The organism is Citrobacter enshiensis, assembly GCF_029338175.1.
GTDB lineage: Bacteria > Pseudomonadota > Gammaproteobacteria > Enterobacterales > Enterobacteriaceae > Citrobacter_D > Citrobacter_D enshiensis.
In genome coordinates, this window is the sequence record NZ_CP119862.1 from 2614740 (window position 1) to 2628987 (window position 14248).

Here is a 14248-nt window from a genome sequence, read left to right on the forward strand (position 1 = left end):
AAAGCGACCAACGAATGGTCGCTTTTTTTTATTTCCGCTGATTACTCAGCATCAGGTTCTTCGGTTTTGTATTTCGCCGCAGTTTCTTTAATCAGTTGCTGCAACTCACCGCGCTGATACATTTCGATCAAAATATCACAGCCGCCAACCAGTTCACCATCGACCCACAGTTGCGGGAAGGTTGGCCAGTTTGCATATTTCGGTAATTCCGCGCGAATATCCGGGTTCTGCAGGATATCAACATAGGCAAAACGCTCACCACAGGCAGACAGCGCCTGGACCGCCTGGGCGGAGAAACCGCAGCTAGGCAGTTTTGGAGAACCTTTCATGTACAGGAGAATCGGGTTTTCAGCGATCTGGCGCTGGATTTTTTCGATAGTGGTGCTCATTGTCTCGCTTCCTTTAACTTCTTTTACGGCAGTAGTCTGACATTGTAGCGGGTCAGGCTGGCAACGGAAAATAACATTTTCATTACTCTTTACTATTTTATCCCCTGACGCGATAAGTTGCATTCTCTATATTCCTTATCCTTTAAAACGACACGTCATGGACTCATCGTTGACCATTTTTAGTACGAGCTGTTGATTTTTTTTGCAGTCGCTTAAGAAATGAGGTTTTAGATGATAAAAGCGATTAACTTTCTGTGCTTTTATGGATTAGAATCGACAAGTTTTGTAAATCACACGCAGGCATGATACCGGCCTGCCATTAACCAGAGGACTGCTCAGTGGCGCGGATAAACCGAATTTCGATCACGCTCTGTGCTTTGCTTTTTTCCACACTCTCTTTAACATCCCCGGCTAATGCTTCCCGGCAAACCAGGGAGACGCCTGCTGTTTCTCACGTAACGAAAACGGCAGATAAACATAAGAACGCGACGGCCAGTAAAAAAACAACCAAAACCAGTCAGAAAACCGTCAAAAAAACCGTTAACAAAACCAGCGTAAAAACCGCCTCTTCGTCCAAAAAGCACACGACCACGCCAGCGAAAACCACCAAAAACGCACATCGCCGCATCTCCTCCACGACAGCAAAAACTGCAGCCGTCACCTGGAGCGAAAAATGCACGCCGCGCAAAGGCCGCAAGCCCCATTGTGTGAAGGTGAAAGAGACCGCACCAGCTTCGCTTGCCGATGCGCATAAGGTCAGAGTTCAGAAAGCGACCAAAACGGCGATGTCCACGTTGATGAATCAGATTGGCAAACCGTATCACTGGGGCGGCACGTCGCCACGTACCGGTTTTGATTGCAGCGGCCTGGTCTGGTACGCCTATAAAGATCTGGTGAAATTCCGTATTCCGCGTACGGCAAATGAAATGTACCACCTCCGCGACGCCTCACCGATTGAGCGTGATGAACTGAAAAATGGCGATCTGGTCTTCTTCCGGACCCAGGGGCGCGGTACGGCGGATCACGTCGGCGTGTACGTCGGCAACGGCAAATTTATCCAGTCCCCCCGTTCAGGGCAGGAAATTCAGATCACCTCATTAAGCGAAGATTACTGGCAACGCCACTATGTCGGCGCCCGCCGCGTCATGACGCCAAAAACCATTCGTTAATCCCTTACCCTGTTGTTTACGCAACAGGGTAAGTTCTTCTTTTGCATCACCTTTCAATTTGCTACCCTATCCTTACGTACTTTAGGGCTATTGTACGTACTCAATATTAATAATAAGGAGAGAAGCAATGTCGTTCGAATTACCTGCATTACCGTATGCCAAAGACGCGCTGGCACCACACATTTCCGCTGAAACGCTGGAATATCACTACGGCAAACATCATCAAACCTATGTGACGAATCTCAATAACCTGATCAAAGGTACCGCCTTTGAAGGTAAATCACTGGAAGAGATCGTCCGTAGTTCAGAAGGTGGCGTATTCAATAACGCAGCACAGGTCTGGAACCACACGTTCTACTGGAACTGCCTGGCCCCGAACGCGGGCGGCGAACCAACCGGTAAACTGGCTGACGCTATCGCTGCGTCCTTCGGTAGCTTTGCTGAATTCAAAGCGCAATTCACCGATGCTGCGATTAAAAACTTCGGTTCCGGCTGGACCTGGTTGGTGAAAGGGGCTGATGGCAAACTGGCTATCGTTTCTACGTCCAACGCAGGCACCCCGTTAACCACGGATGCCACGCCGCTGATGACCGTTGACGTGTGGGAACATGCGTACTACATCGACTACCGTAATGCCCGTCCTGGCTACCTGGAGCATTTCTGGGCGCTGGTAAACTGGGAATTCGTTGCGAAGAACTTCGCGGCGTAAATAAGACAACGCAGAAGGTATCCCTTCTGCGTTTTTATTTTTAACTCACTCGATCAGTTGGCGACATATGCCGTTTCAGGCTGCCTTCTCGCTGAAACAAAGACCAGCAATAACGCCAGCCCTGCCACGATAGCTCCCATCACCGGAACAAAGCTATACCCCAGACCGCCAGAAATCACTGCCCCGCCTGCCGCCGCGCCTAACGCATTGCCAAGGTTAAAGGCCCCGATATTCACCGACGAGGACAACCCCGGCGCTTCACTGGCAACACGCATCACGCGCATCTGCAAAGGCGGAACGACGGCAAATGTCGCCGCCCCCCACACCACCATACTGAACGCAGCGCCCAGATCATTGCGTGCAAGGAAAGGAATGGCCAGCATGATAACCACCAGCAGCAGTAAGAAACCTTTCAGAGTACCGTTGACGGATCGATCGGCCAGTTTGCCGCCTAAATAGTTGCCGATCGAGAATCCAACGCCGATCAGCACTAACATCGCGGTCACGAAGGCCGGCGTGGCATGAGCGATGTTTTGCAGAACGGGTGAAATATAGGTGTAGAGGGTAAACATGGCCCCTGCGCCCAGTACGGTGGTGAGCAGTGCAGAAAGCACCTGCGGGCGTAACAAGACAGCCAGTTCTTTACGCACGTCCGGCCGTTCCCCTGCACCGCCTTTCGGCAGAGAGAAGAACAAACTGAGCATGGCAATCACACCCAGCCCTGCGGTCGCTAAAAAGGACATCCGCCAGCCAATGGTTTCCCCAAGCCATGTGGCAGCAGGCACGCCGCCAATGTTCGCAATGGTTAACCCCATAAACATTGTCGCCACGGCGCTGGCCTGCTTATGTTTTGGCACCACACTTGCCGCCACGACCGAACCCAACCCGAAAAAGGCACCGTGATTAAGGCTGGTCAAAATGCGCGATAACATTAAGGTGGTGTAATCCGGCGCAATGGCCGACAGGACGTTGCCCAGCGTAAAAATGGCCATCAGAAAAATCAGCGCATTACGACGAGCGCGGTGCGACAGCAACAGGGTCATTAACGGCGCGCCCACCATCACCCCCACCGCATAAGCGCTGATGAGCATCCCGGCGGCGGGAATGGAGACGTTCACGCCATGAGCAATGACGGGCAACAGGCCCATCGGAGAGAATTCCGTGGTCCCAATACCGAATGCGCCAATCGCAAGCGCCAGTAAGGGGTAATTAATTTTCATACATCGACTCCGCTGCACCGTGCCGCGAAGCGACACCCGATAAGAGCCAAAAGCATGACATCAATCACAAAAAGAATAAAGTTAACAGAATGGCAAAAGACTTTTGCCGATTTAGTAACAATGAAGGGGCAACGAAATGAGGGAGAGCACGCTCCCTCACGGTAAATCAGTGCAGTGCTGCGGTCAGACCACCCGCTACGATCAGACCCAGAACAATAAGAGTGGTTATTAACGAAAACTTCAGATCGGTGCTCATCAAATTTGCTCCTTTTTATTTCCACACAAAAAGTGATATTGCGCATTTTTACACACTTGGATGTAAAAATCTCCCAGGATTTATATTGATAACCACTTTTAACTCTTCCCCTTTTCGTCAAGATCAGACAAAATTCCACGCTTACTTGATTAGCGTACCGGCCATTGACCCCCTCCTGACGTTTCGTGTCGTTTTCCCGGCGTGCCGCAACCCTGATGTTGCGATAAGGGTGTGTAAAGGCAAACGTTTACCTACAGTATTTTCAGGAGTTTGGATATGGTCTGGAGTGAAATGTAATGGCAACAATTAAAGATGTAGCGAAGCGAGCAAACGTTTCCACTACAACCGTATCACATGTAATTAACAAAACGCGTTTTGTCGCAGAAGAGACACGTAATGCCGTCTGGGCTGCCATCAAAGAACTGCACTACTCCCCGAGTGCGGTCGCCCGCAGCCTGAAGGTGAACCACACCAAATCTATCGGCCTGCTGGCAACCAGCAGTGAAGCCGCTTATTTTGCTGAGATTATTGAAGCCGTTGAGAAGAACTGCTTCCAGAAAGGCTATACCCTGATCCTTGGCAATGCCTGGAATAATCTCGAAAAACAGCGGGCCTATCTTTCCATGATGGCGCAAAAGCGTGTGGATGGCCTGCTGGTCATGTGTTCGGAATATCCGGAGTCTCTGCTTTCCATGCTTGAAGAGTATCGCCATATTCCGATGGTGGTGATGGATTGGGGCGAAGCGAAAGCCGACTTTACCGATACGGTCATTGATAACGCTTTCGAAGGCGGTTATATGGCCGGTCGTTATCTGGTGGAGCGCGGTCATCGTGAAATCGGCGCCATTCCCGGCCCGATGGAGCGCAACACCGGCGCTGGCCGCCTGGCGGGCTTTATGAAGGCGATGGACGAAGCACTGATAAAAGTCCCGGAAGACTGGATTGTGCAGGGCGATTTTGAACCCGAGTCAGGTTATCGTGCAATGCAGCAGATCCTCTCTCAGTCCCATCGCCCGACCGCGGTATTTTGCGGTGGCGACATCATGGCAATGGGGGCGCTCTGTGCTGCCGATGAAATGGGCTTGCGGGTACCGCAGGATATTTCGGTGATCGGTTATGACAATGTGCGTAACGCGCGCTATTTCACACCCGCACTGACCACCATTCACCAGCCTAAAGACTCACTTGGCGAAACGGCCTTTAATATGCTGTTAGACCGTATCGTGAATAAGCGTGAAGAGTCGCAGTCCATTGAAGTCCATCCGCGCCTGATCGAACGTCGTTCGGTTGCTGATGGTCCGTTCCGCGACTATCGTCGTTAAGCCTCCTCTGCGGGAACCTCTTCAGGTTCTCGCAGCCACTCTTTGTTCAGCGTTTCACTGTCGCCTAAATACTCCAGCAACCAGGCTAAGGCGGGCGACGTATCATTTTGCTGCCAGGTCAGGCAACATGCCGCATCCGGGAACGGATTCTCCAGGGTTAACGCAACCCATTTGCCACTGTCGAGCCACGGTTTTGCAAAATGCGTGGGCACCATACCGACGCATAACCCGGCGGAAAGACAGGTTGCTGACGACTCCCAATCCGGTACGATCACGCGCTTTTGGTTGTCCAGCAGCCAGGTTATGCGTTTAGGCAGTGTCCGTGACGTGTCTTCACGGACCAGCGACGGCCAGTTGCGCAACGTATCATCACTCAAGGGACCGGGCATCGCCGCCAGGGGATGATGACTTGCCACCACGCAGCTCCAGCTCAACATTCCCATATCGCGAAAGGTATAGCGCCCCCCTACGGGGATCGCCTGCGTCGCACCAATAGCCAGTTCCACGCGTCCGTCGGAAAGCGCATCCCAGACGCCGTTGAACACCTCCTGAGAAACGACCAGCTCAACGTCATCAAAGTGGCGGTAGAAATCGACAATCATCTGCCGGGTGCGTTCTGGCCGCACAATATTGTCTACCGCGATAGGCAGTTGCCCTCGCCAACCGTTCGCAATCTGTTGGCACTGCTGGCGGGTGATCTGCATTTTTTTGATAACAGAGCGGCCTTCTTTTAAAAACCAGGCACCGGCAGGCGTCAATTCCACATCCCGATGGCGTCGTTCAAACAAGGGCACCGCCAGCCACTCTTCCAGTTGACGTACGGTGTAGCTCACTGCAGAAGGCACGCGATGCAGCTCCTGGGCGGCGGAACTGAAGCTGCCATTGCGCGCGACAGCATCAACAACTTCAAGGGAATATTCTGACCACATATTCTGCCTACAAAAAATTTGAATTCAGTAGACAAATATTAGCGTTTCACAACGGGAATTTCACTCCCTACACTCTGCGGCAATGTCTTACTGATAAAAAAGAGAATGTAATATGCAACCGGGAAAAGGTTTTTTAGTCTGGCTGGCGGGTCTCAGCGTACTGGGTTTTCTGGCAACAGATATGTACTTACCTGCATTTGCTGCAATTCAGGCCGATTTGCAAACACCGGCCTCTGCCGTCAGCGCCAGTCTGAGCCTGTTCTTAGCCGGATTCGCCATCGCACAACTCGCCTGGGGTCCGCTGTCCGATCGCTACGGTCGTAAGCCCATATTATTGGTCGGCTTGTCGATCTTCGCCCTGGGAAGTCTGGGTATGCTGTGGGTAGAAAGTGCAACGGGCTTGCTGGTTCTGCGCTTTATCCAGGCCATTGGCGTGTGTGCTGCTGCGGTTGTCTGGCAGGCACTGGTGACGGATTACTACCCGTCGCAAAAAGTTAACCGTATTTTTGCCACCATCATGCCATTGGTCGGGTTGTCGCCTGCGCTTGCGCCGCTGTTAGGTAGCTGGATCCTCGCGCATTTTTCCTGGCAGGCCATTTTCGCCACGCTGTTTGTGATTACGCTGATCCTGATGTTGCCCGCCCTGCGTTTAAAACCCACCGCAAAAGCACGTGACGATAGCCAGGATAAACTGACGTTCACCACCCTGCTGCGTTCGAAAGCCTATCGCGGGAACGTGCTGATTTACGCTGCCTGTTCCGCAAGCTTCTTCGCATGGTTAACCGGTTCGCCGTTCATCCTTAACGAAATGGGTTATAGCCCCGCAGTGATTGGTCTCAGTTATGTTCCGCAAACCATCGCCTTCCTGATCGGTGGCTACGGTTGCCGTGCGGCGTTACAAAAATGGCAGGGACAACAACTGTTACCCTGGTTATTGGTCATCTTCGCATTGAGCGTCATCGCCACCTGGGCGACCAGTTTTATTCACCATGTCTCGCTGACCGAAATTCTGATCCCCTTCTGTGTCATGGCTATTGCCAACGGCGCGATCTACCCTATTGTTGTGGCTCAGGCATTGCGTCCATTCCCACAAGCCACCGGGCGTGCCGCAGCATTGCAGAACACGCTGCAGTTGGGTCTCTGTTTCCTGGCCAGTCTGGTTGTCTCCTGGTTAATCAGCACACCGTTGCTGACCACCACCAGCGTCATGTTATCAACGGTCGCTCTCGCAGGATTAGGGTATTGGATGCAGTTGCAGGCGAGTGAGTCAACGCATCACACCTCCCACTCTGAGATGGCGCACAACGATTCGTACTAAAAATAACGTTAATAGCCACTCATTAGCTTGCTAACATTTTTGGGTTGTTTCACCGATTGTTGAAGCCTATACTCATTTTTGGCTGTTATATAAATACGATAAATATTGCGATCTAACGGGAGCCGGAGCGCTCCCGATTAACCAAGGAATGGCCTTTTCGGCAAGGGTTCTCCCTTCCTCTGTTCTACGTCGGATTATAGGCTCGCGGACTTTATCCGTGAGATTTCTCACATAGCCCAAAAAGCGTCTACGCTGTTTTAAGGTTCTGATCACCGACCAGTGATGGAGAAACTATGAGTTCATCGTGTATAGAAGAAGTCAGTGTACCGGATGATGACTGGTACCGTATCACCAACGAATTACTGAGCCGTGCGGGCGTTGCTATCAACGGTCCTGCCCCGGCTGATATTCAAATCAAAAACCCCGATTTTTTCAAACGCGTATTGCAGGAAGGATCGCTGGGTTTAGGTGAAAGCTACATGGATGGCTGGTGGGAGTGCGAACGGCTGGATATTTTCTTCAATAAAGTTCTGCGCGCTGGCCTCGAAAATCAACTTCCTCACCATTTCAAAGATACCCTCCGCATCGCAGGCGCGCGCCTGTTCAATCTGCAAAGTAAAAAACGCGCCTGGATAGTCGGCAAAGAGCATTACGATCTTGGTAATGATCTTTTCAGCCGGATGCTTGACCCGTACATGCAATATTCCTGCGCTTACTGGAAAGAGGCCGATACCCTGGAATCTGCCCAGCAGGCGAAGCTAAAAATGATTTGTGAAAAATTGCAGCTTAAACCGGGTATGCGCGTGCTGGATATTGGCTGTGGCTGGGGCGGATTATCGCAATATATGGCGGCCAATTACGCGGTCAGCGTGGTGGGAGTGACCATTTCTGCGGAACAGCAGAAAATGGCGCAACAGCGCTGCGAAGGGCTGGATGTCACCATTCTGCTGCAGGATTATCGCGACTTACAGGATCAGTTCGATCGAATTGTTTCGGTAGGTATGTTCGAACATGTCGGCCCCAAAAACTACGACACCTACTTTGAGGTGGTTGACCGTAATTTAAAATCTGACGGCTTGTTTCTGCTTCATACCATCGGCTCCAAAAAGACCGACAACAATGTCGACCCGTGGATCAATAAATATATCTTCCCGAACGGTTGCTTACCTTCCGTGCGTCAGATTGCCAACGCCAGTGAACCGCATTTTGTGATGGAGGATTGGCACAATTTTGGCGCCGATTATGATACAACGCTGATGTCGTGGTATTCGCGCTTTATCAATGCCTGGCCTGAAATCGCAGATAACTACAGCGAGCGTTTTAAACGGATGTTCAGTTATTATTTGAATGCCTGCGCTGGCGCCTTTCGCGCCCGCGATATTCAACTCTGGCAGGTCGTTTTTTCGCGCGGTGTTGAACACGGTCTGCGCGTTCCCCGCTAGATGAACAGCCCCCGAATTCTGCGGGGGCTGCTTCCATTTCGCTAAGCGTCATTCGCCAGCTTATTTACGGCACTGTCCCGGGCCGCTAATACGCGCTCAACCGTATCGACAACCGCCTGGGTTTGCGGATCGATTTCGATATTCACGCGAGCGCCCAGCTTTTTCTTGCCCAGCGTGGTGCGTTCCAGCGTTTCTGGAATAAGGTGAACACAAAAGCGCGTCGCGGTGACTTCCCCAACCGTCAGACTGATACCGTCGATGCCGATGAATCCTTTATACAGAATATATTTCATCAACTGCGGGTCCTGCACTTTGAACCAAATCTGACGGTTATTTTCTGAGGTCAGAATTTTTGTGATCTCGGCGGTGGTCATAATATGGCCCGACATTAAATGCCCGCCAATCTCATCACTGAATTTTGCGGCGCGTTCAACGTTAACGCTATCGCCGACGTTCAGCTCACCTAAATTAGTAATGCGTAAGGTCTCTTTCATCAAATCAAAACTGATCTGATTACCCTTGATTTCGGTGACGGTCAGACAGCAACCATTATGCGCCACCGACGCGCCCGTCTCCAGCGCATCCAGCATGTATTCAGGTAATTCCACTACATGAGTGCGAAAATTCGGTTTTTCATCAATCGACACCAGTCTGGCGGTGCCCTGCACAATACCCGTAAACATACCTGCAACTCCTGAAATCAGTTTGAATATCTCTGCCCAGCACAATAGCAGGTGAAAATTCAGGTTGCCAGCAAAGTGCCGCTCCCCCCTGTTTTTTCACTGGAGAATTACGTATTCCTCGCTACAATAGACTGAAAATTCCCCTGCATCTTCTTCTTGCTGCCACTTAAGGCGGCTTTTCTGGTCTCTCAAATAACAACAAAAACAAGGTGTATACGTGCAAAAGTATATCAGTGAAGCGCGTCAGTTATTAGCTCTGGCAATACCGGTGATTCTCGCGCAAATCGCCCAAACCGCGATGGGGTTTGTTGATACCGTGATGGCCGGTGGATACAGCGCCACAGACATGGCGGCTGTCGCCATTGGCACTTCCATTTGGTTACCGGCCATTCTGTTCGGTCATGGACTGCTGCTGGCATTGACTCCCGTCATCGCTCAGTTGAATGGTTCCGGACGTCGTGATCGTATCGCGCATCAGGTGCGCCAGGGATTCTGGCTGGCGGGGGGGGTCTCCGTCCTCATCATGGTCGTGCTGTGGAACGCCGGGTATATCATCCGCTCCATGCATAATATTGATCCGGCGTTGGCCGATAAAGCCGTCGGTTATCTCCGGGCCCTGCTCTGGGGAGCGCCGGGATATCTGTTTTTCCAGGTGGCGCGTAACCAGTGCGAAGGATTGGCCAAAACCAAACCCGGCATGGTCATGGGGTTCCTCGGGCTACTGGTCAACATTCCGGTTAACTACATCTTCATTTATGGCCATTTTGGTATGCCGGAACTGGGCGGCGTAGGCTGTGGTGTTGCCACCGCAGCAGTGTACTGGGTGATGTTCATCGCGATGGTTTCATACATCAGACGCGCGCGTTCGATGCGTGATATTCGTAATGAGCCGGGATTCAGTAAACCCGACACCGCCGTCGTGAAACGATTAGTCCACCTGGGTCTACCGATCGCATTGGCCTTATTCTTCGAAGTTACCCTCTTTGCCGTCGTGGCATTGTTGGTATCGCCGCTGGGTATCGTCGACGTTGCCGGTCACCAGATTGCACTCAATTTCAGTTCGCTGATGTTTGTACTGCCAATGTCGTTGGCGGCGGCGGTGACGATTCGGGTAGGGTATCGTCTGGGTCAGGGATCAACGCTAAATGCGCAGACCGCGGCCAGAACCGGTTTGGGCGTCGGTGTTTGCATGGCCATTATGACGGCCATCTTCACAGTAACACTGCGAGAGCATATCGCCCTGCTCTACAACGATAATCCGGCAGTCGTTGCGCTGGCGGCACAGTTAATGCTGCTGGCGGCGATTTATCAGATTTCCGACTCTATTCAGGTCATTGGCAGCGGTATTTTACGTGGCTATAAAGACACGCGATCCATCTTCTTTATCACCTTTACCGCTTATTGGGTGTTAGGTTTACCCAGTGGGTATATCCTGGCGTTAACCGATTTGGTTGTTGACCGTATGGGACCTGCTGGCTTCTGGATCGGCTTTATTATCGGTCTGACCTCCGCAGCCATCCTTATGATGCTGCGTATGCGGTATCTGCAACGCCAACCTTCTACGGTTATTTTGCAACGCGCAGCGCGATAAGTACGCAATCCCCACCTAAAAGCCAAAAAAAACCGAACACACATTGTGTGTTCGGCATCCAACAGATGAATAAATGTACTACTGCGTAAGCAGAAGATCACGCAAGTGCATATTCATTCCTCTCATTGCAGATTTAATAAATAAATTAAAAACTCATATTTGAGTCACAAAACTAACGATGAAAATAGCCGCACAGGTCTACGGCTCGATAATTATAACGATTTTAATATTTAAAACAAATACACAAATGATATGTGAAACATAATTTCATTCATCACGCGAATGTATATTTCCATTAGTTACGATTGTATTAACTAATAACACATAATAAATAGTTAGGATTTGCTGAACTATTAAGATTCGGCTTAGGATGTTATTGATTCGATGAATCGCAATTAGTTCCATCTTCTAAAAATAAATTCGGTATTTGAGGGATAAAATGAAAAGAAAAGTATTGGCTATCGTCATTCCAGCCCTGATGGCGGCTGGTGCAGCTCACGCAGCTGAAGTTTATAACAAAGACGGTAACAAGTTAGATCTCTATGGCAAAGTCGATGGTCTGCATTATTTCTCTGATGATACAGCTTCTGATGGTGACATGAGCTATATCCGTCTGGGCTTCAAAGGTGAAACTCAGATTACTGATCAACTGACCGGCTACGGTCAGTGGGAATACAACGTGCAAGCCAACACCACGGAAAGCGACCACGGTAATTCATGGACCCGTCTGGCGTTCGCAGGTCTGAAATTCGGTGATTACGGTTCATTCGACTACGGTCGTAACTACGGCGTTCTGTACGACGTAGAAGGCTGGACCGATATGCTGCCAGAATTCGGTGGCGACTCCTACACCAAAGCTGACAACTTCATGACCGGTCGTGCTAATGGCGTAGCGACTTACCGTAACAACAACTTCTTCGGTATGGTTGATGGCCTGAGCTTCGCTCTGCAGTACCAGGGTGCGAATGAAAACCAGGTTACTGACGAAGCATACTTTGACGGTATGACTCAGGAAGGTACGGGCAATGGCAGCGACCGTAATGTGAAAAATTCCAACGGCGACGGGTTCGGTATCTCCTCTACGTATGATCTGGGTATGGGCGTCAGCTTCGGTGCTGCATATACCTCTTCCGATCGTACTAATGAGCAGGTTAACCATTCAACCGCCGGTGGCGATAAAGCAGATGCGTGGACGGCTGGCCTTAAATATGATGCGAACAACATCTATCTGGCAACCATGTATTCTGAAACCCGCAATATGACTCCGTATGGTGGTCATTTTGATAATACCATCGCCAATAAAACGCAGAACTTTGAAGTAACTGCGCAATATCAGTTCGACTTCGGTTTACGCCCGGCAGTTTCTTTCCTGATGTCTAAAGGTAAAGACCTGGTCGGCGTGGACAACGACAAAGATCTGGTGAAATATGCTGATGTCGGTGCGACTTACTACTTCAACAAAAATATGTCCACCTACGTTGATTACAAAATCAACCTGCTGGACGAAGACGACAGCTTCTACTCACGTAACGACATCGCAACTGACGACGTCGTTGGTTTAGGCCTCGTTTACCAGTTCTAATATTTATCCCGTATCAAGTAGCCCACCCTGTAACAAGTGGGCTTTTTTCTTATTTTCTCCTGGCTACGGCCAAATGCCCTTCCCCCTTTCTTTGGCTTAATATTCGCCATATACGAATAAATCGATTTGATTCCACAATTTTTGTGTGCATTCAGAGGGCATATTTCCTTATAATCTCGTCCGGCTCTATGGCTTGTTTAAGACATAGATTTACTTACTGAAAACAAACTCTTTCCGGCATTTCAGGTGCTGAATGAGGCAAGAGGCTTAAAATATGTTCACCACTCTCGCATATGTTGCGCTTTTTTTGATCTGTTCATGGGGTGTATTTAAAATAGATCAGAAGAGTCAATCTCTTTCCCGGTGTGTCTTCATTGCTATTTTTTTGGGTGCCGCCATCGGCATATCTCTCCATTTTATGGCGACCGAGAACAGCAAAACCATTATTGAATGGTATAGCATCATCGGAAATGGTTATGTCAACCTGTTAAAGCTCGTCGCTATTCCACTGATTTTCATATCCATTCTTTCTGCAATTAACAAACTCGAAAACAATGCGGGTATCGGTAAGATGTCTTTGACTATCGTTGCCTGCATGCTGTGTCTGGTGATGATCGCCGGATTCGTGGGACTGTTTACAGCGCACGCCATTGGGCTGGATGCCAGCGCCTTTGGACAGATGCAATCGACGTTGACGGCGGAGGATATCGACAAAACGGCCGCAGTGTCATTACCTCAGTTAATGACATCGTTAATCCCCACCAATATATTTCTCGACCTTACCGGGGCCAGAAGCGTTTCTGTCATCGGTATTGTCATTTTTACCCTTCTTGCTGGCATCGCACTGTTAAAAGTCAAAAAAGACGCGCCCGAAGAAGGTGAAAAATTAAGCGCGGGTATTAATGCCATACAGATCTGGGTAATGAAGATGGTTCGTATCGTCATTGCTCTGACGCCCTATGGGGTGATGGCGTTAATGGCAAAAGTATTTTCGACATATCAGCTTTCACAATTTACCAGCCTACTGGGGTTTATTGCCGCTTGTTATCTGGCTGTGGCAATGATGTTTATCGTTCACGCCATTTTGCTGGTGCTGAGTGGTAAAAATCCCATTCACTACTTTAAAACCGTTTGGCCCGTGCTCACCTTTGCCTTTGTCTCGCGGAGTAGCGCAGCGTCAATTCCTCTGGCGATATCTGCACAGGAAAAATATGGCGTACCGAATACAATTGCCAATATTGCGGCGTCCTTCGGTTCCAGTATGGGGCAGAACGGGTGTGCGGGTATTTATCCTGCCATTATGGTGGCGATGATTGCGCCAACAATGGGTGTCGATCCGTTATCTCTTCATTTTCTGGCAACCCTGCTTCCCGCCATCGCGTTGGGATCGATTGGCGTCGCGGGTGTGGGTGGCGGTGGCACATTTGCATCACTGATCGTTCTTTCAACGCTGAACTTCCCGGTGGCACTGGTCGGTATCTTTATTGCGATCGAACCTGTCGTCGATATGGCCAGGACAGCGCTCAATGTGAATGGCTCAATGATGTCTGGTGTTCTGGCAACCCGATTGCTGGGTGAGAAAAGCCAGGAGCAACAGCACAGTGCAACAATGAATTAACCCGCATTCAGGGTTTTCTC

13 protein-coding genes are annotated in these 14248 nt (G+C 50.2%); 8 read left to right on the forward strand and 5 right to left on the reverse strand.

Going from position 1 to position 14248, the window contains the following annotated elements:
- Positions 1 to 41: 41 nt before the first annotated feature.
- Positions 42 to 389 (reverse strand): monothiol glutaredoxin 4, encoded by a 348-nt coding sequence (gene grxD / locus P2W74_RS12770; protein WP_003832760.1) that lies wholly within the window; start codon positions 387 to 389, stop codon positions 42 to 44.
- Between the two features lie 338 nt (positions 390 to 727).
- Between grxD and P2W74_RS12775 the strand changes: the two genes are divergently transcribed.
- Both P2W74_RS12775 and sodB read left to right on the forward strand, forming a co-directional pair.
- Positions 728 to 1558, forward strand: a complete 831-nt coding sequence (locus tag P2W74_RS12775) for a C40 family peptidase (protein WP_276291875.1) — start codon at positions 728 to 730, stop codon at positions 1556 to 1558.
- A gap of 127 nt (positions 1559 to 1685) precedes the next feature.
- Positions 1686 to 2267, forward strand: coding sequence for a superoxide dismutase [Fe] (sodB, locus tag P2W74_RS12780; protein WP_203357957.1), 582 nt, complete (start codon positions 1686 to 1688; stop codon positions 2265 to 2267).
- A gap of 53 nt (positions 2268 to 2320) precedes the next feature.
- On the opposite strand, the gene P2W74_RS12785 is transcribed toward sodB, so the two are convergent.
- Together P2W74_RS12785 and cydH are read right to left on the reverse strand one after the other, a co-directional pair.
- Complete coding sequence (locus P2W74_RS12785) at positions 2321 to 3487, reverse strand: MFS transporter (RefSeq protein WP_276291876.1); 1167 nt, start codon at positions 3485 to 3487, stop codon at positions 2321 to 2323.
- 166 nt (positions 3488 to 3653) lie between these two features.
- Complete coding sequence (cydH, locus tag P2W74_RS12790) at positions 3654 to 3743, reverse strand: cytochrome bd-I oxidase subunit CydH (protein ID WP_000102276.1); 90 nt, start codon at positions 3741 to 3743, stop codon at positions 3654 to 3656.
- Between the two features lie 296 nt (positions 3744 to 4039).
- Here cydH and purR point away from each other — a divergent pair, with 296 nt between their 5' ends.
- On the forward strand, positions 4040 to 5065 hold the full coding sequence (purR, locus tag P2W74_RS12795; RefSeq protein ID WP_276291877.1) for an HTH-type transcriptional repressor PurR: 1026 nt from the start codon (positions 4040 to 4042) through the stop codon (positions 5063 to 5065).
- Here the strand turns inward: purR and punR are convergent.
- Positions 5062 to 5994, reverse strand: coding sequence for a DNA-binding transcriptional activator PunR (punR, locus tag P2W74_RS12800; protein ID WP_276291878.1), 933 nt, complete (start codon positions 5992 to 5994; stop codon positions 5062 to 5064). The genes purR and punR overlap by 4 nt on opposite strands.
- 112 nt (positions 5995 to 6106) lie before the next feature.
- Between punR and punC the strand changes: the two genes are divergently transcribed.
- The gene (gene punC / locus P2W74_RS12805) at positions 6107 to 7312 is read left to right on the forward strand and encodes a purine nucleoside transporter PunC (protein WP_276291879.1); all 1206 of its coding nucleotides are present in this window, start codon (positions 6107 to 6109) and stop codon (positions 7310 to 7312) included.
- A 293-nt stretch (positions 7313 to 7605) separates the two neighbouring features.
- A complete protein-coding gene (gene cfa, locus P2W74_RS12810; protein ID WP_276291880.1) occupies positions 7606 to 8754 on the forward strand; it encodes a cyclopropane fatty acyl phospholipid synthase in 1149 nt (382 codons plus the stop codon).
- 41 nt (positions 8755 to 8795) lie between these two features.
- On the opposite strand, the gene P2W74_RS12815 is transcribed toward cfa, so the two are convergent.
- Positions 8796 to 9437 (reverse strand): riboflavin synthase subunit alpha, encoded by a 642-nt coding sequence (locus tag P2W74_RS12815; RefSeq protein ID WP_276291881.1) that lies wholly within the window; start codon positions 9435 to 9437, stop codon positions 8796 to 8798.
- Positions 9438 to 9654: 217 nt separating this feature from the next.
- Between P2W74_RS12815 and mdtK the strand changes: the two genes are divergently transcribed.
- The 3 genes from mdtK (at position 9655) to P2W74_RS12830 (ending at position 14228) form a co-directional block, all read left to right on the forward strand.
- The gene (mdtK, locus tag P2W74_RS12820; protein WP_276291882.1) at positions 9655 to 11028 is read left to right on the forward strand and encodes an MdtK family multidrug efflux MATE transporter; all 1374 of its coding nucleotides are present in this window, start codon (positions 9655 to 9657) and stop codon (positions 11026 to 11028) included.
- 439 nt (positions 11029 to 11467) lie between these two features.
- Entirely contained in the window at positions 11468 to 12610 is a 1143-nt protein-coding gene (ompC, locus tag P2W74_RS12825) for a porin OmpC (RefSeq protein WP_276291883.1), read from the forward strand.
- A 274-nt stretch (positions 12611 to 12884) separates the two neighbouring features.
- A complete protein-coding gene (locus P2W74_RS12830) occupies positions 12885 to 14228 on the forward strand; it encodes an L-cystine transporter (protein ID WP_276291884.1) in 1344 nt (447 codons plus the stop codon).
- Positions 14229 to 14248 lie beyond the last annotated feature (20 nt).